Genomic DNA, 23,292 nt, shown 5'->3' with positions numbered 1-23,292 from the left:
AAAAGGTCTGTTTCTTATTAAACTCAGAAACAGACCTTTTATTTAAAATTACATTTCTTCAACTGTTTCAATTCCAAGTGCATCCAATTGATTAACAAGAACTTTTTTCACGAGCATTGATAAACTAATCCAAGTTTTCTTTTTATCCATATCTGTTTCTGTTGTTATATGATTATCATTGTAGAAACTTGAATAAACGGAAGCCAAATCATATGCATTATCACAAATATAGTTTGGAGCCTTTTCATTGAATGCTTTTACAAACACCTCAGGTGTTAATGCAATTTTCAATAACAATTCTTTTTCTAACTTTGAGTAAATATTCTTAATGTCTAAAGAACCATCATAGCTATTTTCTAGCTTTTTAAGCAATGAATTAATTCTTGCAACTGTATACAATAAAAATACTCCAGTTTTACCTTTTGTAGCTATAAATTTATCTACATCAAATACATAATCCTTTAATCTATGATTAATTAAGTCTCCAAATTTAAGAGCTGCAACTGTAATTTTTTTAGCTGTATCATCAATGTTTTCTTTGCTTACAAAATTACTTTCACTCAATTTTTCTAAAGCTTTTTCATACACTATATCATACAAATCAGAAAGTTTCATAACTCCACCATCTCTTGTTTTAAATGGTTTTCCATCTTTTCCGTTCATAGTACCAAATCCCAAATGTTCAAGTGTAGCATTTTCATCAACTATACTAGCTTTTTTAGCACATCTAAATACTTGATTAAAGTGTAAACTTTGTCTTGAATCAACAACATACCAAATTGAAGTCGGTTGAAAATCAAGCTGTCTTTGTAGTATTGTAGCTAAATCTGATGTTGCATATATGCTTGAATTATCAGATTTTTTAATTATAACAGGAGGAATTTCTGTTTTGTCATCTTCTTGTTGTACATCAACAACCATCGCTCCATTGCTTTCATATAGTAGATTTTTATCTTCAAGTATTTGGGTAAGTCTATCTACATATTTTTCAGCATCACTTTCACCATACCAATACTCAAAATGAACATTCAAGCTATCATAAATAATTTTAAAATCATCTTTTGATATATCAAGAATCTGCTTCCATAAAGATAAATAGCCTTTATGTCCTTTTTGCATTTTAGCTGTGATTTGTTGAGCTAATGATTTAAACTCTGTATTTTCTTTGCTCTTCTTGCTTGCAAATGGGTATATCTCATTAAGCATTTCAGCATTTAGTTTAATTATTTTTTCATGTTCTTCATCAAAATTGTTATCGTTATAATTATATTCAGGAAATCTTTCTAAAACTTCTGCTATAACTAAACCAATTTGCAATCCCCAATCTCCCAAATGCACATCACCAATAGCATTTCTTCCTGTTTTTAATGCTATTCTTTTTAAAGATTCTCCGATTATCGCTGCTCTAAGATGACCTATATGTAAAGGCTTAGCACAATTTGGTCCGCCGTAATCCACAACAACAGTTTCTTGATTTTCAGTTTGAGGTATACCAAGACTTTTATCAGCATTTAGCTCTACTAAATAATCAATTAATAATTTTGAACTAATGTTAATATTGATAAAGCCAGCACCTATAACCTCAACCTTTTCAAAATCACTGTCAGTCACTAATTTTTCTTTAATCTCATTTGCAATAATTCTTGGTGCTTTTTTATATTGCTTTGCTCCTGATAAAGCACCATTACATTGGAATTCGCATAAATCTTGTCTATCTGAAACAGTCACCCTCCCAAGTTCATAATTATATCCACATTTTTTAAATGCATCAGATACTTTTTCAGTTAATATTTGTAATAAAGTTTTCATTTTTTATCCTCCATTGGTTAAATTTTTAAGGCCATATTAAATTAAAAATTATGTAAAATATACAATAATACATAAAAAAACACTGCTAAGTATATACCTAACAGTGCTCTATGTTAACAATTCACACGATAGATACATAACATAAATCAGCCTGTACCTATCAATAAGAATACAAGCTCTATCGTCTGCGTCTCAACTTCAATATTTGCGAATCGTTATATTTCATTTTAGTTCCACCTTATATTTTTTATTATACTAACAAATTTATAATAATTTGTCAATATATTTATCAGCTAAAATTTAATTTGAATAAAGGAACAATTTAACATATAATTAATACGAAAACTATTTTTACTTAGGAGATAATAATGAAAATAACTTATGACTGTTTAATTTGCTTATCAAGACAAATTACAAAAGTAGCAACTATGAGTACAAAAAATATTGAAATCCAACAAAATATAATAAGAAATTTATATAAAAAGTTAGGAGACGTAACTTTTCAAGAAACATCACCTGAATTGAACCGAATATTTAATAAATATGTAATTGATGAGTTAAATTTAGATGACCCATACAAACAAATAAAGGATGATTGCAATAAATTTGCTTTTAAATTATGTGAAACATACAAGCTTGAAGAAATGATAAATAAAAGCACTTCTCCTATTGAAACTGCATGCAGAATTGCAATAGCAGGCAATATAATTGACTTTAGTGCACATGATTACATAACAAAGGAATTAGTAACAAAAACTTTAGAAACATGTATAACCGACAGATTATTTGGTAACGATGTAGAAAATTTTATCAAACATTTACAAAGCAGTAATAAAATATTATATTTAGCAGATAACGCCGGTGAGATTGTTTTTGACAAGCTATTTATTAGCAAACTTCCAAAAAATAAAATAACATACGTTGTTAAAAAAGAACCTATTGTCAATGATGCAACTATAAAAGACGCCCTAGACGTTAAAATAAATGATTTAGTTAGAGTTATAGATAACGGTTCAGATGCGCAAGGAACAATAATGAGCTTATGCTCTCAAGAATTTATTAAGGAATTCGAAGATGCTGATTTAATTATTGCTAAAGGTCAAGCTAACTATGAAACACTAAGTGAAGTAAAAGATAAAAATATATTCTATCTGTTTAAAGCAAAGTGCAATTCAGTAGCAAAAGATATTGGTTGTAATGTTGGTGATTTAGTAATGAAAATGATATAAAAAAACGGAATTTTAGAAAACATATCTAAAATTCCTTATTTATTTTTTCACAACAATTTAATCATTTTTTCTTCAAATAAAATACTTGTAAACAGATTACTCAATCCAATCATTTATCATTTCAGTAACCGAGCGACTCATTTCTTTGCTAAAATTACAATTCCATTTTCTTTTGCATATTGCTTTAATAAAGTTCGTTACTTCTTCATCAGTTTTATCAGTCACGCACTTAATCATTTTAAACTGATTATTTGAATTGTTTTTGAAATATGTATTATTGCAAACTATATCCTCTAATTTATATCTTCTAGGTTTTACTCTGCTTTTTTGTTGCTCAGTTGGATATCCAAACAAAACCAAGCATGCTGGAACTACGTATTTTGGTAAATTAAGCATTTCTTTGTGAACCTCATAATTTTCCAAAATATCACCAACATAGCATGAACCTACTCCCATTGACTGTGCCGCAACAACAGTATTTTGTGCAGCTATTAGAGCATCAGAAAATGCAAGTAATAAATCTCCAGCATCAGGTTTTCTAACCTGACATTCAACTTCGCAAAAACTTTTATACCATCTTGAATAGTCAGCACAAAATATCAAAACCATTTTTGCATTTTTAATAAAAGGTTGATTATCACATGTTACTGACAATTTATCCTTAATATTTTGATCCGTAATATTAATAATACTATACAATGACATATTGCCTGCTGTTGGTGCCTGAATTGCTGATTGTAAGATTAATTTTTTAGTTTCATCATCTATATTTTTATCATCATACAGCCTAACTGATTTTCTATCAAATAATTGTTTAATTATCTCATTCATTTAAATACCCCTTTAAATATAATAATATAATAATTTTTTTAAAATTCCTTACACTTAATAGTTTAATATTAGCATTTTTAGTAACTTTTGAAAAGGTTTTCTTTTACTTTTTAATAAAAATTTTTCTTTTATACCATATATACCATGGAAAATTAATTCGTTCATATCTTGTCTTGATTGACATAGTTGATTGACGTAAACGGTTTATACTGACCAGCTTTACTTTTATTTATGCAAATGTTACAATAATGATGATATTATAGTTATTTGACGTAAACGGTCTATAAATTTATATTTTAGTAACATTTTACTAAAATTTTATTATACTACTATATTGGAGGGATTTTATATGATTAGTGATTATTATCCTTTTTTATGCAAAATTAATATTGCAAGCATCATTTTTAAAATGATATTAGCAACTATTTGTGGTGGAGTAATTGGGTTGCAAAGGGGTAAGAAAGGCAGACCTGCTGGATTTAGAACGCATATACTTGTCTGTATCGGTTCAGTTCTTGCTATGATGACAAATCAATATATAAGCGAAACAATTGGAGGCACTGATACTGCCAGACTTGGAGCTCAGGTTATTAGTGGTGTCGGTTTTTTAGGAGCAGGAACAATAATCGTAACATCAAAAAATCAAGTAAAAGGACTTACCACAGCAGCTGGTTTATGGGCATCAGCATGTATGGGACTCGCTATAGGAATCGGATTTTATGAAGCAGCAATTATTTCGTGTATTATGATTTTTATAGTTTCTACACTTTTTTACAGAATAGACTATTTTATTACTTCTCGTTCGAAAATAGGAACAGTTTATATAGAATTTGAAGATATTCGAAATTTGAGCATGTTAATATCAGAATTAAAAAAAATTAATTTTACAATTATCAAAATTGAAATTTCTAATGACGATTTAAAATGCAAAAAAACTTCTGGTGCAATTTTAACTATCAAAAATCAAAACAAAAAAGAAAGCTGTGACATAATTGAGTTAGCAATTAATATCACTGGAATTAAATTTGTTGAGATTTTGTAAAATTTTATTAAACAATCCACAATAAATTTAACCAACAGTATATAAGATTAAACTATTAAGTCATTGTTATATATCTATTTGTATATTAGAATTAAGCTACAATCGATTGAACAATTTAAAGGAGATTTTTATTATGGAAATAGGTATTAAAATTAAAGTACTTAGATTAAAGCAAGGTATAACACAAGAAAAGCTTGCAGAAAAATTAAATATATCATCACAGGCAATATCAAAATGGGAAAATAATTTGACTACACCAGATATATCACTTTTACCACAGCTTTCAGTTATATTTGGAGTAACAATTGATGAATTATTTTCATTAACTGATGAAAATCACTTAAATAGAATAGAAAATGCAATAGATAATGAACGTATGTTATCAAGGGATGTTTTTGATTCCTATAAAGAATATCTATTGTCAAAATTAAATGATGACGATAACAAAGCAAGAGTATTAACTCTGTCATCAGCATTATACAATCAACAAGCAAATGGTTATTTTGAAATCTCAAAAAATTATGCTTTTGATGCATTAAAACTAAACCCAACAAGTAAAGAAAATCATAACCTTTTAAGTAAGGCTACCAATGGAGTTATAGTTGATTGGAATATTGCAAATCATCATGAAATGATAAAATATTATTTTAATTTTATTAGTGAACATCCTGACTATAACAGAGGATATCTATGGCTTTTAGATCTGCTTATAGCCGATGGAAGATGCAAAGAAGCAAGAGAAATACTTGAAAAAATGAAGAAGGTTGATGGTAGCTATAGATACCTATGTTACAAGTCATTAATTGAAAAGAAAAATGGAAATATCGATTTAGCTATCAAATACATAAATGAAATGACTAATAATTATCCAGATGACTGGTTGTCATGGTTTTCAAAAGCCAACTTCTATGCAACTTTATGCAAATATGATAACGCTATTGAAAATTATATAAAAGCATGTAATATGCAACCAAGCCCTAAATATACTGATTCATATGAAGGAATTGCAAATATATATGAAATTGAAGAAAAATATGATGAAGCAATAAAATATTACAACATGGCAATAGAATTACTTAAAACTGATTGGAAAATAACTGAAGGTGAACCAGTAGATTACTTCAAAAGATGTATTCATAGAATAGAAAGTCTATAAATATATTTAGTAGTATAAAAAATACACACAATAAAGCCATCTCTAGTATTCAAACTAAGAGATGGCTTTTATAAACATTTCTATATTTTTCTTTTCTTTTTCAAAATTGCTATTTGTTCTACCCATTCTATCACAAAAACCTAACAATGCTATTTCTTCTACATCAGTTTCCTTTTTCATATTTTCAACATCTGCAAAAGGAAGCTTATTGACTACATACAAAATATGCATATGATATTTGACAAGCTTTGAAACATCATAAATGAAATTTTTATCATCTGTGAATTCTGATAAAAATTTTTCTGAAAGTTCTTCGCCAACTTTATCATGATCATATGATATAATTCTACCTTTTTTAATTTTGGTAGTTGGTGGTTTTCCAATATCATGTAACAAAGCTGCCCACATAAATACTCTTTCATTTTTACTTTTATACTTAATCTTTGCTGCAGCATCAACAACCATCATAACATGATTCCATACATTACCTTCAGGATGGTGAATTTTAGACTGTTCAGTATTTCTCATTTCATGCAATAAATTAAATGGATACTGCTTAAAAACTTCACCTTCAAAGATTTCATTCAAGTAAATGGATGGCTTTTCATCTTCTAATATATGTTTATTAATATTTTTATACAATTCATGTGTATTCATTTCTGTCTATTCTCACCTCCAGATTATGTTTACCCAAAATCTTAAATATATTAAACAAAATGCTTGAAATTATTTTCATATTATGCTACAATGTCTTTTGTTAAGTAAATACAATATTTTGCTAGGGGAGCCAACGGCTGAGATTTACCCTTATAACTTGAACTGGTTAATACCAGCGTAAGGAAGCGTGTTAGTTCTCTTTATGCATTGGATAAGGAGTTTTTTTATGTCAGAATTATTACAAAATTTTGTTGAGTCCACAATTGGACAAATCGTTATTGTTGTTGTTATGTTTGCATTATTAGCTATCATTGCGATATCTAGTAAACAAAAGAAATTTGATGTTAAAATTATGACTAAAACTGCAATATTAATAACAATAGCTTATGTGTTAAATCAAATAACACTATTCAGAATGCCTCAGGGTGGCTCAATTACACCATTTAGTATGCTTGTAATTGTTTTAATTGGTTACTTATTTGGAGCAAGACAAGGAATTCTTGCAGGTATAACTTTTGGATTATTAGATTTATTAATTAACCCATATGTTGTACATCCTGTACAGTTATTCTTAGAATACCCTCTTGCATTCGGCGCTTTGGGTATTGGTGCATTATTAAGAAATCAAAATCACGGATTAATTAAATCTTATATTTTAGGTATATTCGGAAGATACGTTATGGCATTTTTATCTGGAGCCATATTTTTCGGAGAATATGCTCCAGAAGGCTTTAATGCTGTAACATGGTCTTTATATTATAACATTGGTTACATAGGTGTTGAAGGAATAATAACAATAATAATATTATTAATTCCAGGACTTGTTAAATTCTTTGACAGATTTAAAGTTAGCAATGTTTAGCATATACAAATAAATATATCTAAATAATAATTAAAATTATATTTAAACGCAATCATTAAAAAGGAACGGTTATCTTGTTATAATCGTTCCTTTTTATATGTTCAAGCATAAAACAAATGTATATACACTTACAATTTTAATCTAATGCCATAAGTATAAAAATTATAATTAATTATTCTTATTATGTTTTGTTTCTTCCCTGATTTCATCCTTCATACCTGAAAGTGATTCTAATCTTCTCTCATTTTTTGCTTTAAGGTTACTAATAGATATTGGACTATCTGCTACTTCAATTTGCTTTTTAGCTTCATTATAGTTTTCAATTGTATTATCAATACTGTTTTGTATTTTTTTAATATTATTTCTTTTATCTTTACTTATGTGTGCCATATGACCTCCATCATTTTATTCCAATTTATTGCTATTAAAAATAGCCTATATAAATATTATTAAAATTAAATTGAAAAATAATCATAGAAATAAATGGCTACATCTGAATTAAATACATAAAAAAGAATTCCTCAATATTTATTCCGTAAAATTAAATAATTAATATGTACTAAATTTCTTCAATAAAATGGCTTTTATAACCATCGCCAAACACTTCGCTTGCACTTGATACAATAAAAAATGCACTTTCATCCTCTTGTTTAACAATATCCCTAATTTTGGAATAATTGTACTTTCTACACACACACATGATTACCTTTTTATCATTAGATGTATAAGCGCCCTCAGCATTTAGAAATGTAACTCCGATATCAATTTCTTCTAATATTCTGTTAGCAACTAAATCATATTTATCACTGACAATATATAATAGCTTTGTACTATCTCCACCATATAGAACCGAATCTAACACAAAATTACTTACTACAATGGTTATGGCAGCATACAGAGCAATTTCAACATTTTTTAATATTATAGCTGACGCTGTAATTATTATTGAATCTGTAATAATAAATATTGTTCCCGTTTTTATATGCCTATATTTCTGTCTCAAAGCCCTTACAATTATATCCGTTCCCCCTGTAGTTGCACCCTGACGAAAAATCATTGCCATACCTATCGCCATCAAAGAACCACCTGCAACTCCCGATAATAACAAATCCTTTGTAACTACACCATATTTGACAACTATATTTACAGAAACCATGTTAATAAAGAATGATGAAATAAAAGTAACATAAATAGTCGAGAAAATAAATTTTGTTCCAAAACGCCACCATCCAAATAAAAGAATAGGAATATTAATTAATAACACTAAAGTACCAGTTTTAAGGCTGGTCAACTTGCTTATAATAATTGCAATTCCGGTTGTTCCACCTGGTGCAAGACTGTTCGGATCTAAAAACAACGCAATTCCTATTGCATATATTAAACTTCCTACTGTCAATAATATTATACGAACTAATTTAATTTTAAATATCTTTTTCACTATTTAATGTCCTCCCAAATTGTTTAAAACTTTTATATTATTCTGACTCTGTCAGTAATTTATTTATAATCTAAAATAATACCAATAGTACTTATCCATACCAAATAAAATATTATGCTTACAATACCATAACACAGGAAATAGGATACCACATCTAAAGAATAATTACAAGAATTCAATATGTAAATAAAATTCTATACTTACTGATTATTGCATTCAACCTTCATTAATTTAATAATTCTCTCTAAATCACCAAACATGAACAGACGTATTACAATTTACGTAACAAAGTAATAACAACTTCATATAATATTAAAGGCTTAAAATAATTTAAAAGAAATGAGGTAAATTAAATGGATAAATATGAAATGCCAGTATCTTCACCATCTAACAATGATAATGAAATGATGAGTATGCAAGGTATGCATGGTATGAAAAGTATGAAAGGCATGCATAGTATGCAATGTATGAAAGGCATGCAGTGTATGAACAGTAACCGTTGTATGAATAGTATGCAATGTATGAACGGTAATCGTTGTATGAATAGTATGCAATGTATGAATGGTAATCGTTGCATGCATAGTATGCAATGTATGAACGGTAATCGTTGCATGAATAGTATGCATTGCATGAACAGCATGAAATGTATGGAAAGTATGGACAGTATGGAAAGCATGGACAGCATGGACAGCATGGACAGCATGGAAGGTATGGAAGGTATGAAAAATATGAAAGGTACGAAATAAATAAATAACATTCAAGGTATAGCAGCAATAAGTAATATAGAATATGCGGCTTTAATTGATTGTGTAAAAAATTTTGTGTAAATAAGAATTCAAGCAGACGAAAACAAAGCATTAATCACATAAAACATACTTCTAAAGGTCTGCTATAACTTTCGCTTATAACAGACCTTATTCTTATTATTAAAACAAATTTACTAACTCTTTATTATCAATCTTGGCAAATGAATATTTCTCTTTTAACAATTTATATACTTTTTCAGTTTCTATATATTCACAATTAGATTTGAATTTACAATTGGAACAATTAATAGTGGAATGATTCTTAAAAATACTTTCAGGCTTCCCTATTTCATTAATTATACCATTTATCATATCTTGTTGATAAAATACTGATAATTTTCTTATAATCTGAGTGTCATTAAGTTCATCAGCTTTTGCAGCCAAATAATCCCTCATACACTTGTAATATGTAATCATTTGTATGCTACATGAATTTAATTTCAGTGAAATTAAAAGCTTTTCAATTTTATTAAAAGCTTTATTATAATTGCCTATTTTGCAATAAATAGCGGTAGTGAACAAGTCAAAATTAGAAAAATACCATGAAGAATATTTGCAGTTAGGTGTGTTTAAATATTGCATTATTGACGTTTCAAATCCTAAATTCGCTTGTTCTATCAAATCAGCAAGTTCAATCATTTCATTATTGGTTAACATATGCAAATTTCTTATCATTTTCTTCGTTTTTATAAATTGTACATAGTCTTCAATCTGACGAATATCGTCTATCTCTTCAATTTCACTAAGATCCGAAACAATTACATGGAAGCTAGGAAATCCTAAAAATGATACATCCCTCACGTAAACATCATGGCCTGATTTATTAAGTAGATTCACTAGATATGTTAACATATCTTTGTTGTTCATTTGAATTGTATTAACCGGTTCTTTAAATTCAAAACTTTCTTTTTCGCTAAAGAACTCTACAGGATATTCACCACAACCATTAACTAAAATATTTATTAAGTTACTATGACTGTCGGAAATAAAACTTCTATATGAAAATTCACATGTGCCTTTCATTTGATTTATGTCTTGACCTTGCAAAAGTTCTGTAAGAGTACGCTCCACTGCAAGTTCAAATATTGGATGGGCGCCGAACTTTACAAAGTATGACTGAGTATCTTTGTTTATAAAAATAACTCCTATTACCGGAAATTCTTGACCCAATGAACAATCTTTTAGAATAATTTCAAAATTTCCGCTTGATTCAATTTGAGATATAAGATTATCTACTCTTTTATGTTTTTTGATAAATTCTCTGGGTATAGTAGGAGGTGTAAGCTTATTGGTAATGATTTTCATATTGACATTTCTTTCAAGTATTTCGGAAATTCCCTGAACTAATGCTTCTTCAGGAGTGTTTCCCGCACACATTCCATTAGACATATACATTTTGGATAGCATTTTAATAGGAATATATGAGGATATTCTACTATTAATATTATAAAAAGGCACTGCAATAAAGTCACAAGGGATTTTTTCATGAGACATCTGCTTCCATTTATTAAGAAAAGTTTTTTTATCAATATCAGGATTTAGTTTCGCTAGTTTTTTATTTATCCATTCTTCCTGGCTATTTAAAATATCATTGTCACTTAACTGCTTTTCATCAGGTGCATAAAAAAAGTTTTTATATTCAATTGCTTCCTGGCTTACATTGGTACCAAGGTTGAACGGAGCCTGATTTTGAAGCCTTTCCATAAGTTCTCCATAAGCACTAGCTAACGCATATTCATACGTAGTTCCTTTTCCATTCGTTGAAAGAGTTGTATTAACTACAGTAACTGTTACAGAAAAAAAATCATTAGCTGAATGTTTCCACATACTTTCAACTGTTAAAATTCCTAAGTCATTTAAAATGTTTCTAATTTTATTGATTGTATTAAGTGGATATTCATCCTTATATTTACGCTTTTTAATAAAGTTCAATAATATTCCCCACCTTTATTTAAGAATTAACTCTTTTTGAACCAATTCATTCATATACTGGTTTGTTCTATACATCATTTTGTTAAATTCATCTGAAGCTTTTAAGAATTTTTCAACTTCAATGTTTTTATTAAGTGAATCGAATTTTTTAAACAGTTGTTCTGCTTCGGATTTAATTATATTTTGAGGCTTATTGGATGAATAGATACTTGATAGTTTTTGGTTAAAATCAATTACTTCATTTTTTAACATATTATTCTTTTCAATTGCTCTTTTTGCCTGAATTAAATCACTAAACTCTTTAGTTGATTTAATTGCATTAGAAAAAGTTTGAACACTTTTTTTTAGTTCCATTGCTATTTCCCCTTTTATTTTAATCACTAGTATCCTATGTTATTTTAATATACTTTAGAACATATTATTGATTAGTCTATTAATACTTGCGATGAGAACTAAAGCAATATCTTCTGTAATGCCTACCGCTGAACTCGCTAGCTAGCAAGAAAAATAACTAAAATAAGGTTGTCTATCAAGACAACCTTATTTTGTGTAGCAAATCAACAATTTAGTCTGGCAAAGCCAAAATTAAAATTAATTTTATTGCAAATCAATATTTTGTTTTATTCTATTTTAATTTATAATAAACTTTAATTGTAACTATAGATTATATAAATAAATTTACATTTGATTCCTCAGCATCTCCAAGATACGTTCCAACACCAGCATATTCAATACCATCTATCAATTCTTCTTTCGTAATTCCCATAACATCCATAGACATGGTACAAGCAATCATTTTTACACCGTTATCCATTGCCTTTTTAATTAAATCCTCTAAAGAATCAATATTTTTATCTTTCATTACCTTACGCATCATGGCAGTTCCCATACCACCCATATTCATTTTTGAAATCTTTAATTTGCTAACACCTTGAGGCATCATTTTACCAAACATCCTATCAACAATAGGTTTTTTAATGTTTTGTTTTTCAGTTTTTCTAAGAACATTAAGACCCCAAAATGTAAAGAACATTGTAACAGGTCTGCCCATTGCTGCAGCACCATTTGCTATAACAAAAGATGCCAATACCTTATCCATGTCACCACTGAACACAACAATTGTTTTACCATCATTAGCTGATTGATTAGAATTAGCTCCATTTTGCATAGGAGAATTTGAATTTTTATCGTCCAATCCTTTTTGAATAAACACTATGTTATTCTTGCCTATTTTTTCTGCTTTAAGCAATCTGTTTCCTGTCCTTCTACACCATGCTCCAACATCTTTTGAAAAACCAGAATCTGTAGCTGACACTTCTATAATATCACCATCATTGATTTTACTTATTGTCTCATATACCTTCATGATAGGTCCTGGACATTGCAAACCATTGCAATCTACTTTTATAGATGCTTTTATGTTATTTAACATATTTTCATTCAACTCCTTTGTAGAATTGTCTATTTGATTACTATTTGATACATTAATTGAGTTCGAATTATCCTCTATGCTATTAAAATAATTGTAATAAACTGCTTTATAAAAATTTGTTCCAGCTGGATATACTTTCACATTTTTAAATCCATTTTCCATTAATATTCTTTGCCCATTGTAGGACCTCACCCCAACTGCACAAAATACAATTATGTTATCATCTTTATTAAGTTCAGCCATTCTATTTCTAAGTTCACCTAGAGGTATATTAACAGAATTTGGTATTGAAAACACTAAACGTTCAACGTCCTCACGCACATCAAGTACAGTGTAGTCACCTTTTTTAGTCGGATCTAAATCATTCCATTTTGATAAAGAAATTTTATTTTCTATTATATTTTCTGCTACAAAACCCAGCATATTCACAGGATCCTTTGCTGAAGAATAAGGTGGTGCATAAGCAAGCTCTAATTCTTTCAAATCATAAATGCTTCCACCTAATCTAATAGTTGTTGCAATAGTATCAATTCTTTTATCTACTCCATCCTCACCGACAATTTGTGCTCCAAATATTTTTTTCCCATCAAGAGAAAATATAAGCTTTAAGATTAACTCGCACGAACCAGGATAATATCCTGCATGAGATTTTTGAGCTATGATAGCTGTTAAATAATCCTTACCCTCAACCAAGCCCCATCTTTTTAAAGTTTTCTCGTTAACCCCAGTAGAAGCAACAGTTAAATCAAATACCTTTGCTACAGATGTTCCTTGGGTTCCCTTGTATTCTTCATTTGCACCACAAATATTATTAGCACAAATTCTACCTTGCTTATTAGCAGGTCCTGCAAGAGGAACCATAGTTTTATCTTTTCCTATAAATTCTTCTACCTCTATAACATCTCCTAACGCATATATATTAGAATCGGATGTTTTTAAGTATTTATCTACAACAATACCACCACGTTTATTTAATGTTAAGCCAGCTTTTTTAGCAAGTTCACTATTTGGACGTACACCAATAGAAAGAATAACTAAATCTGCTGATATAGTTTTACCACTATTTAGTATAATAGAAATAGAATCATTTGAACTATTAAATTTAGATACTCCATCACCTAAATTTAGTTTAATATTATTCATGACCATATTTTTTTGAACAAGCTGTGCCATTTCATAATCAACAGGAGCCATAACTTGGTCTAACATTTCAACAACAGTTACATCATATCCTGCATGATGTAAATTTTCAGCCATTTCTAATCCTATAAATCCACCACCAATTACTGCTGCTGTTTTAGAATGTCCTTTATTTATAAATTTTTTGATTTCATCGGTATCAGGAATTGTCCAAAGCGTAAATATTCCAGGGGTATTTATACCTTCTATAGGTGGCTTTATAGGGGATGAGCCTGTTGAAATAACTAATGTATCATAATTTTCCTTATAAGTTTCACCTGTTTTTGTTTTCTTAACCTCAACATATTTATTTTCCTTGTCTATTGAAATAACTTCACTATCTATTCTAACATCTACATTATATTTTTTTGTCATAGCTTCTGGAGTCTGCAACAACAAAGAACTTCTTTCCTTTATTACATCGCCAATGTGATAAGGAAGACCACAGTTTGCATAGGAAATATATGAACCTCTTTCAAACATTATTATTTCTACTGTTTCATCAAGCCTTCTTAATCTAGCTGCAGTGCTAGCACCACCTGCTACACCACCAATAATTAAAACCTTTTTGTTCATTTTATTTCCTCCAATTGTCATTCTAAAATTTGTTCTACTATATGTTTTACTTCTTCGTTTTTAATTTTATAAATTATTTCTGTACCCTTTCTTTCTGACGAAATGATACCAGCAGATTTCAGCTTTGCTAAATGCTGAGAAACTAATGGTTGAGGAACATCAAGACAGAACTGCATGTCACTTACATTGCTTTTTTGCTCCATTATAAGCATAGTCAATATGCAAAGTCTAACAGGATGACCTATTGTTTTAAAAATCTCTGCTTTTTCTGTTAGTATTCCCTTAATTTTTTCTTTATTACTAAAATCAATCATAAATTTTCACCTCTTATATTACTATATTATAATATTAGCATATTTGCATATATTGTCAAGAATTTTTGAATTGTTTTTTATTTGAATTTTAGCATATTTTATAATTAGTAGTTAAAATAATTATCTATTGGTTAAATTTATGATATTATGGTAAAATATAGTATGATTTATTGTATAAAATATGTTTTATGTAAAATTATTTAGATATGGGGGATATGATGAAAAAGCTTATATTAGTGGCATTGGAGATTTTATTGATTATATTTGCAGTTATAGGTTGTAGTTTTGATAAGGCAAATGATGTTCAAACAAATATTGATAATAGCGAGGACGAAGAAGTCAAAACAATAGCAGATGAAATAAATAATGATGATAAGAAAGAAATTGACACAGATACTAAAAATGAAGAAGGTACTTTAAATTTCAGAGATGAACTTAGAAATCTTGAACTATCAAGATATATTTATGATGAGGGTTCTGAACTTACTGAAAAAGAATGGATAAAAAAATGGCTTGAATATACTTATAAAGACTATGGTGTTTTGGATATAAAAAGTCAAATTTTAAAACGTCATCCCAAATTTATTGATGAAAACTTAACAGTAAATATAAATAAGGTATTTATACAGTTTAATTGTAAAAAACAAATCAATAACAAATTGAAAAACGATAATAATTTATATACTGATGAAATTTATTTAGTTCAAGCCAGTGTTGATAATAAAATAGAATATTATATAGATGTTATCAATAATACTAATCTTAGCTATGCTGAGTTATTTAGCTATGCCTTAGATGTTGTTTCAAAAGATGATAGATTTAGTGATAATCAAAATATTACTAAATATTTTGAAGAAAATCCTAATGCCAATAGTATAGCAAACACAATAGACCAAAACACAATTTTGCCAGGATACAGTTTATACGATGTATTAGTAAATGATAAAGATTTGATTTTGCTTATGGGTAAAGTTGTTGAAATTGAAGATAATGGCTCATTGATGCATAATTTAAAGGTTTGTTATTTTGATTATAATAATAATAAAGTTACAAAGACAATTGATGTTGGCAATCAAATTTACAATAAGTCACATGATACTAGTAAAATTGGATTTATTGCAAATATTGGATATGAAAAAGCTAATGATATTTCAATAGATTATTTGATTGATATCGATGGTAATATTGTTCAATATAATAAAAAAGATAAAAATAAATTATATAGTGAAGATAACAATTACTATGCCTTTAGTGATAATAACGGAAATCTTATCATAAAAAATACTCAAAAGGATGAAGTAATTGTTACTTTAGAAAGTGTTTCAGATGAAAACCTAAATTTATCTGAATATAATTCATATTATCCTTATGGATGGTTAGATAATGAAAACTGTATCTATTGTATGTCAGGATATGAATGGAGTAATGGTTTTGGCATAGTAAATATAAAAACTGGAGAAAATATCAAATTTGATAAATCTCGAGGACAATGTATTTATAAAATTGTTAATAATAGAATATATTCTAATAAGTTACCGTATGGTGCAGATGTTTTTCCTTATAGTTTGGGATATTATGATTTAAATATAAAGCCATATGAGTATGTTGAATTATATGATGCAGAAAAATATCTAGAAGCATATGAATATGATGCAGAAAAACATCGGGAAACATATGAAAGCGAAGGAATGTATTTAGAATTTTCGAGACGTTTTTCAAGTGATTTCTCTAAATTGTTTATTTGGGCATATAATCACTATAAGCATGAGTATTTTGCTAAAATATTTTCACTTGATAGTAAAAGTGTTGAGAAAGATATGAGGTTTGGTGCAAACAACTTTTTACCTGGTGATTATATTGATAATTCATTTATTATTGATGATAAAATTTTAATTATAAAAGATGAATTTAACATTTATGTTGTTGATTTAGATAGATAATATATTGTCTCAATAAAAACAATAAGCGAATTAATATAAACTATTAACTCGCCTATTGTTAAAACATTATAATATCATCTCTATTGGTATACCTGACTGTTCAATCACACCACTATGCAAAAGATGAATTATATCAGACCTTGCCAGTGCAACTCTTTTTTATTTTGCAAAGCTTTTCACAATTTCAATCAATATAGATGATATTTTTTCCATAGATTGAACAGGAACATATTCATATCTACCGTGAAAATTATGTCCACCTGTACAGATATTAGGACATGGTATGCCCATAAATGACATTATAGAACCATCTGTTCCACCTCTCATAGGAATAAAGAAAGGTTTTACCTCTACTGATTTCATAGCATTTTGTATAGCTTCAACTATTTCGAAATGTGGAAGAATCATTTCACTCATATTACCATATGTATCATTAACTTTAAATTCCACGGTATTCTCTCCATAGACTTTGTTTAGATACTCTGATATTTCTTTAATTCTATTTTTTCTTACTTCAAATTTTGCTTTATCATGGTCTCTTAAATAAAATCTTAAATTAGTAAGTTCAACTTCTCCTAAAAAATCAATAATATGATAATATCCTTCATAATTTTCAGTATGACCAGGTGTTTCAAAATCAGGAAGCATATTTAAAAATTCCTTAGCAATTAAAATAGAATTTTTCATTTGATTTTTTGATAAACCAGGATGTATATTGACACCTTTTATCTTAACTTTTGCTTCTGCAGCATTAAAACATTCATAAGTTATTTCACCTATTGGACCTCCATCTAATGTATAAGCAAAAGTAGGACTAAATTTTGATTTATCTAATTGTTTAGTTCCAAAACAACCTATTTCTTCATCACAAGGGAAAAAGAACTGTATTTCACCATGTTTAACATTAGGGTTTTCATAGAAATACTGAGCCATATTCATTATTTCGGCTAAACCTGCTTTGTCATCAGCTCCTAAGAGTGTAGTACCATCTGTTACTACTAAATCATTTCCAATATAATTTTTCATATGTGGAAATTTACTTACTTCCATTACTATATTTTCTTGTTTATTTAAAACTATATCTTTACCATCATAATTTTTTACAACCTTAGCTTTAACATTCTTTCCGCTTAGCTCAGGAGTAGTATCAAGATGCGATGAAAAACCTATTGAAGGTGCTTTACAGTTATCGTAATTTGCAGGAATAGTACCATATACGCAAGCATTATCTGACATATATGCATCTTCTGCACCCATTTTTTTTAGTTCATCAACCAAAATTCGTCCTAAATCCTTTTGTTTTTCTGTACTTGGAACGGTTTTAGGATTATATGCTGATTGCGTATCAATCATAGTATAATCTAAAAATCTGTCTAATATATTTTTCATAAATATCCTTCTTTCATAAATAATATTATTAATTACGTTTAATTTATTCTTCTATAGCATCACTATTTATATATATTTTTTCTATTGGTACTGATTCAGAATTTTTAGTAAAGTAAGATACTACATAAATTACTATAAATGCAAGAGGAACTGTTATAATTGCACTCTTAATTCCAAATGGTGAACGTAAAATTATTTCCCATAATATTGTACCAAGTCCACCGGCTATAATACCACATAATCCTCCGACCTTTGTAACATTCTTACTAAATAGTGCACAGATAAGAGCAGGTGTTATTGATGCTCCGTACATTGAATATGCATACATCTGAACTGATAAAATATCTGGGAAAAACCTACCTAAAACATATGCCAATACTGCAACTCCAACAGCAGAACATCTTAAGAATTTAAGCTTTTGTTTGTCAGTTGCATCTTTTTTGATAAATCTGTTCCAAATATCGTATGTAATATTTGAAGATATTGATAAAACATAAGAGTCACCTGTTGTTACAACAAATGCCATACATGCTGCCATTAGTACACCACCTATAATTGGAGGTAAAAAATTAATTGCTAATTGGAAAATTACAGTATCAGGTTTATCAATTTGAGGCAACAAATAAATACCTGTTGTTACTACAACAATAATAATTGTACAAACTATAACTTCAGAAATAACCAATCCTAATCCAGAACGTTTTGCTGTCTTAACATTTTTTGCTGCTCCCATACGCTGTATCATATTTTGGTCACCTAATATTAGGAAAAATATAGGAAATATATAACCTATTGCTTGAATAATATTTAAATTACCAATAAATGAGTTTTTACCAGCTGGTAGATTTTTGAACATTCCTAAAAATCCAACATCGATTTTATTTGACAATATTGGAATTGCAATTAAAAATCCACCAACAAATAAGAATGCACTAATTGCATCAGTAAATGCTACACTAAACATACCTCCTGTTATAGCAAGAACAACCATTAATATACCACTACATATTACAGCAACCTGAACATCAAGACCTGTAGTAAGATTAATTAAATATCCTGCAGCCTTAAATTGGGAAGCTAAAATACCAATATATCCCAAAACTATACATATAGTTGATATAACTCTGGCAGAAGTACCATATCTTATTTCAAATAGTTCAGGAATTGTATATGTTGTTGCTTTACGAATACGTCCAGAAACGAAATATAAAAGTAACATTCCTATTGGTGCACCCATAAATATTAATATACCGAACAACGGTCCGTTTTGCCAAATCAAGTTTGCAGAACCTGTGATTCCACCTGCGCCACACCATGTTGCCAACAAGGTTCCGATAAGAATTACAGCTGGTAAGCTTCTGCTTGCAACAGCAAAGTCATCAGAGTTTTTAACTTTTTTCTTAGATAAGTAAAAACCTACACCTACAATAAATATTAAATAAATAAATACACAACAAATTATAATTGGACTTGCTTTTATCATTTTGACCTCCTAATAAATTATTATTTTATTATTATCAAATCACGGTTTGCATGACTTAATACTTCGTTACCGTCAGGTGTGCAAAGAACCAAATCTTCTATTCTTACACCAAACTCATTTGCGCGATAAATTCCAGGTTCAATACTAAATATCATACCAGGTTCTAAATTCATTTTGTTACTTTGCTTAATATCCGGAGCTTCATGCATTGTGTAACCTATTCCGTGACCTAAACGCGTAACAAAAGTTTTTCCATAGCCAGATTCGTCGATTATATCTCTTGATGCTTTATCAATATCAGGTATATATGCTCCACAAACAGCTTTTTTTACTCCAGTTTGTTCTGATTTCAAAACATAATTATATGTTTCAATTTGATCTTTTGTTGCTTCGCCAATAAATACAGTTCTAGTCATATCAGACGACATGCCTTTATATATGCATCCAAAATCAATTAACAATACATCAGTTTTTTCAATAATTCTACTACAATCATTATAGTGTGGTAATGCTGAGTTTAATCCAGATGCTACAATTGCAAAACCAAATTCTGCACCTTTTTTTGCAAACTCTTTTTTAATAAATTTAATTATGTCTCCCTCACTCATTCCAGGTTTTACATAATTAACAATTGAATTGAATGTTTCATCTGTAATTCTACAAGCTGTTTTAATATTTTCAATTTCATCAGTTGTTTTAATTATTCTCATTTGTTCAAGTAGTGGTCTGCCATTAATAAATTTTACATTTAATCTTTTTTGCATATCAAGAACAATGAAAGCTCTTTCTGTTGAATTAACTCCTATTGTTTTGCCAATTAAATCGTTTTCCTCAAAAGCTTTCTTTACAACATCCATGTAACCTGCCCCATCATACCAACCATATATTTCATGATTTTTATCCATAACAGCAGACATTTCATCATAAGTCAGCATATTACATATGTAAAAATAATCACCTGAATCTTTGATAATTAGCGCTTGGAAACGCTCGCACAAGAAAGTCGTATGACCTAATATAAATTGAAGTTCTTCTGAAGGAGCTATCAACATTGCATCGACTTTGTTTTTTTTCATTACTTCTACTAAATTTTGTAAGTACTTTTCATTCATGCCTATACTTCCCTTCATTTTTTAAATATGACCTTAGTCATTTTTTACATTATATAACTGTTGTCATATAATGTCAATATAAATCGAATTTTTTATTTATTAAAAATTGCAACATTAAAACAAAAAAATATCTCATTATGCTAAATTTTAAATTAACATTTGAGATATTTTATATATAATAAATTTTATTTTTTCTAATTTAAGTCAATATAATAGTTTAATTATGTACTTCATATAATCACAACCATGTTCTACTATATCAAATGATTGTTGCGACATACACCATTCATAAATTGTACCCCTTATATTTCTGACAATAAGCATTGTATAAAAATCAGCTGACTTTAATTCATTAAATTCTTTAGTTTCCTGTCCTTCTGAAATTATCTGTGATAACTTTTTATATAGAGGACGATTTAAATCAGTAGATTTAGTTTTAAGCTCTAATTGAGACTGATATGCAATTCTTGTAAGATCATATCCTATTTCATCATTAGTCATAGACAAAGCTTTTTTTACTATTACCATTATTTTTTCGCAAGCCGTTTTATAACATACTATTTCATCAAACATATCATCATACATATAATCATATTCTTCAAAAAGCTCAGCTACTAAATATGATTTTGATGGAAAATAAATATAGAACGTCCCTTTAGCAATATTTGCACAAGATACTATTTCTTCAACTAAAACATTATTATATCCCTTCTCCTTGAAAAGCTTTATTGCTATCTTGAAAATTTTTCTTTTCGTTCTTTCTCCTTTAGTCATTTTTAAAAATTTCTTCCTTTCAATTTACATTTTACTAATAAATAACCCAAACCCTATGTTGCAAATCAAAGACAACTATTTATAACAATAAAAAACCACAAGACGCTAAAAATACTTGTGGCTACATAATTTATTCTTTAGAATCTAAATCTTGTTGATTTTTATTTTTGCCAATCATTACTATACTTATTACTAAAATAGCTATTATACCTAAAAATAATATTAGAGGAACTTTAATTACAAATACGTTTATATTGCTTAACTCTAATACTGGCAATAATAAAATAATGAAAATTACATTCGTAAACATATCTAAAAATTTGATACGCTTATTATTTTTCATAGCTATTTTAGATATAGCTACTCTTAATCCACTCCAAGCTATAGCATATAAAGCTATAATCGCTTCAAGCGGACCAAAAGGTAAATTACCTATTGAAGAAAAAGAACTTTCTCTAACTGTTTTAATAACCATAACTAATAAAATAAAAAATACATATATTAAAGTTGTTTTTAAAAATTTCAATATACTTGCATTTGCAGGTTGATAAAACTTAATGTACTTATCACAATATTCTTTCAAATTACTACCAACAACCATTGACATAGGTTTTAAGCATTTTTGTGCAGAAATTATCTCTCCTAAAATTTGATTTATACATTGTTCTTCAGCTTGTCGTGAACCATAAAAACATACTCTAAAATATGCTTCTATTTTTTCCATACTCGCTTTATACTCATTCTTTAATTTATATACAGATTTTTTATAAGATTCTTGTTCATATATTCTCATTTTACACTACTCCTAAAGTAATGTATTCATTTAAATATGATATCATAAATCAAAACATTACCCCCTATTAAATATGCTTAATTATATTATACTTACATTTATTTGTCAAATATATACGTAGAAACGATATGAAAATTGCAATATGTAATGCCCACATATTTAAATTAAGCAAACCTATTTTCGTAAATTTTATTTGCAGAATAATACCCTAATATTTTACGTGGATAATTATTTATCTACGTTTCAATCCTTTTTATTTCTTCATAATCCAGAAATCCACAACCATTATCCACTGTTATTGATTTAAATATCTTCTTCAACTTCCCTCCATACTTTCTTTCTAGACGATTTAATATCTTTTCAAGATAAGTTAGGTGTTTCCCTTTTCGACTTTATGTATTATTCTTTATATGTCCCATATTTTTGTCCCCTGTATTTGTTTGGTTTGGTCACTTAACATTATACATTGAATTTTAAATATAGGACATTTTTTTGCATAACTTGATCATTTTATTTTACAACTTAGAGTTTTTCAAGA

Annotated in this window: 20 protein-coding genes and 1 riboswitch; of the genes, 6 read left to right on the top strand and 14 right to left on the bottom strand. The window is 28.3% G+C overall.

Features of this window, described 5'->3' with window-relative positions:
- Nucleotides 1-48: 48 nt before the first annotated feature.
- On the bottom strand, nt 49-1,809 hold the full coding sequence (gene argS, locus JYG23_RS02230) for an arginine--tRNA ligase (RefSeq protein ID WP_207236828.1): 1,761 nt from the start codon (nt 1,807-1,809) through the stop codon (nt 49-51).
- 368 nt (nt 1,810-2,177) lie between these two features.
- Between argS and JYG23_RS02225 the strand changes: the two genes are divergently transcribed.
- Nucleotides 2,178-3,038, top strand: a complete 861-nt coding sequence (locus tag JYG23_RS02225; protein WP_207236827.1) for a DUF89 domain-containing protein — start codon at nt 2,178-2,180, stop codon at nt 3,036-3,038.
- A gap of 96 nt (nt 3,039-3,134) precedes the next feature.
- On the opposite strand, the gene JYG23_RS02220 is transcribed toward JYG23_RS02225, so the two are convergent.
- Nucleotides 3,135-3,869: a nitroreductase family protein gene (locus tag JYG23_RS02220; protein WP_207236826.1), complete on the bottom strand. Its 735-nt coding sequence runs from the start codon at nt 3,867-3,869 to the stop codon at nt 3,135-3,137.
- Between the two features lie 349 nt (nt 3,870-4,218).
- On the opposite strand from JYG23_RS02220, the gene JYG23_RS02215 reads away from it, so the two are divergent.
- Nucleotides 4,219-4,911: an MgtC/SapB family protein gene (locus JYG23_RS02215; RefSeq protein ID WP_242631617.1), complete on the top strand. Its 693-nt coding sequence runs from the start codon at nt 4,219-4,221 to the stop codon at nt 4,909-4,911.
- A gap of 133 nt (nt 4,912-5,044) precedes the next feature.
- Complete coding sequence (locus JYG23_RS02210; protein WP_207236825.1) at nt 5,045-6,067, top strand: helix-turn-helix domain-containing protein; 1,023 nt, start codon at nt 5,045-5,047, stop codon at nt 6,065-6,067.
- A 54-nt stretch (nt 6,068-6,121) separates the two neighbouring features.
- On the opposite strand, the gene JYG23_RS02205 is transcribed toward JYG23_RS02210, so the two are convergent.
- Entirely contained in the window at nt 6,122-6,724 is a 603-nt protein-coding gene (locus JYG23_RS02205) for an HD domain-containing protein (RefSeq protein WP_207236824.1), read from the bottom strand.
- A 113-nt stretch (nt 6,725-6,837) separates the two neighbouring features.
- Nucleotides 6,838-6,925: riboswitch (TPP riboswitch) on the top strand.
- A gap of 25 nt (nt 6,926-6,950) precedes the next feature.
- On the opposite strand from JYG23_RS02205, the gene thiT reads away from it, so the two are divergent.
- Nucleotides 6,951-7,586, top strand: coding sequence for an energy-coupled thiamine transporter ThiT (thiT, locus tag JYG23_RS02200; protein WP_207236823.1), 636 nt, complete (start codon nt 6,951-6,953; stop codon nt 7,584-7,586).
- Nucleotides 7,587-7,754: 168 nt separating this feature from the next.
- Here thiT and JYG23_RS02195 read toward each other — a convergent pair whose 3' ends face one another.
- Nucleotides 7,755-7,976, bottom strand: coding sequence for a small acid-soluble spore protein Tlp (locus JYG23_RS02195; RefSeq protein WP_207236822.1), 222 nt, complete (start codon nt 7,974-7,976; stop codon nt 7,755-7,757).
- A 169-nt stretch (nt 7,977-8,145) separates the two neighbouring features.
- Complete coding sequence (locus JYG23_RS02190) at nt 8,146-9,024, bottom strand: YitT family protein (protein ID WP_207236821.1); 879 nt, start codon at nt 9,022-9,024, stop codon at nt 8,146-8,148.
- A gap of 353 nt (nt 9,025-9,377) precedes the next feature.
- Between JYG23_RS02190 and JYG23_RS02185 the strand changes: the two genes are divergently transcribed.
- Nucleotides 9,378-9,770: a hypothetical protein gene (locus tag JYG23_RS02185; protein ID WP_207236820.1), complete on the top strand. Its 393-nt coding sequence runs from the start codon at nt 9,378-9,380 to the stop codon at nt 9,768-9,770.
- A 180-nt stretch (nt 9,771-9,950) separates the two neighbouring features.
- On the opposite strand, the gene JYG23_RS02180 is transcribed toward JYG23_RS02185, so the two are convergent.
- The 4 genes from JYG23_RS02180 to JYG23_RS02165 all read right to left on the bottom strand — a co-directional run bounded on the left by JYG23_RS02180 (nt 9,951) and on the right by JYG23_RS02165 (nt 15,263).
- Entirely contained in the window at nt 9,951-11,762 is a 1,812-nt protein-coding gene (locus JYG23_RS02180) for a YcaO-like family protein (protein ID WP_207236819.1), read from the bottom strand.
- A gap of 15 nt (nt 11,763-11,777) precedes the next feature.
- Nucleotides 11,778-12,116 (bottom strand): YlbF family regulator, encoded by a 339-nt coding sequence (locus JYG23_RS02175; protein ID WP_207236818.1) that lies wholly within the window; start codon nt 12,114-12,116, stop codon nt 11,778-11,780.
- Between the two features lie 310 nt (nt 12,117-12,426).
- Entirely contained in the window at nt 12,427-14,949 is a 2,523-nt protein-coding gene (locus tag JYG23_RS02170; protein ID WP_207236817.1) for an FAD-dependent oxidoreductase, read from the bottom strand.
- Between the two features lie 17 nt (nt 14,950-14,966).
- Nucleotides 14,967-15,263, bottom strand: a complete 297-nt coding sequence (locus tag JYG23_RS02165; RefSeq protein ID WP_207236816.1) for a helix-turn-helix transcriptional regulator — start codon at nt 15,261-15,263, stop codon at nt 14,967-14,969.
- A gap of 218 nt (nt 15,264-15,481) precedes the next feature.
- On the opposite strand from JYG23_RS02165, the gene JYG23_RS02160 reads away from it, so the two are divergent.
- Nucleotides 15,482-17,203, top strand: a complete 1,722-nt coding sequence (locus JYG23_RS02160; protein WP_207236815.1) for a hypothetical protein — start codon at nt 15,482-15,484, stop codon at nt 17,201-17,203.
- 159 nt (nt 17,204-17,362) lie between these two features.
- Here JYG23_RS02160 and pepT read toward each other — a convergent pair whose 3' ends face one another.
- From pepT to JYG23_RS02135, 5 genes are all read right to left on the bottom strand, one after another.
- Nucleotides 17,363-18,592, bottom strand: a complete 1,230-nt coding sequence (pepT, locus tag JYG23_RS02155) for a peptidase T (RefSeq protein ID WP_207236814.1) — start codon at nt 18,590-18,592, stop codon at nt 17,363-17,365.
- 43 nt (nt 18,593-18,635) lie between these two features.
- Complete coding sequence (locus tag JYG23_RS02150; protein WP_207236813.1) at nt 18,636-20,075, bottom strand: sodium:solute symporter; 1,440 nt, start codon at nt 20,073-20,075, stop codon at nt 18,636-18,638.
- Nucleotides 20,076-20,095: 20 nt separating this feature from the next.
- Entirely contained in the window at nt 20,096-21,205 is a 1,110-nt protein-coding gene (locus JYG23_RS02145; protein ID WP_207236812.1) for a Xaa-Pro peptidase family protein, read from the bottom strand.
- A 186-nt stretch (nt 21,206-21,391) separates the two neighbouring features.
- Nucleotides 21,392-21,961: a TetR/AcrR family transcriptional regulator gene (locus JYG23_RS02140; protein WP_207236811.1), complete on the bottom strand. Its 570-nt coding sequence runs from the start codon at nt 21,959-21,961 to the stop codon at nt 21,392-21,394.
- Between the two features lie 130 nt (nt 21,962-22,091).
- Complete coding sequence (locus tag JYG23_RS02135; RefSeq protein ID WP_207236810.1) at nt 22,092-22,754, bottom strand: hypothetical protein; 663 nt, start codon at nt 22,752-22,754, stop codon at nt 22,092-22,094.
- Nucleotides 22,755-23,292 lie beyond the last annotated feature (538 nt).

It is taken from the genome of Sedimentibacter sp. zth1 (assembly GCF_017352195.1).
In the GTDB taxonomy this organism is placed as follows: Bacteria; Bacillota; Clostridia; order Tissierellales; family Sedimentibacteraceae; genus UBA1535.
The sequence above is the reverse complement of the archived record's forward strand: the minus strand, read 5'-3'. Positions and strand labels throughout refer to the sequence as shown.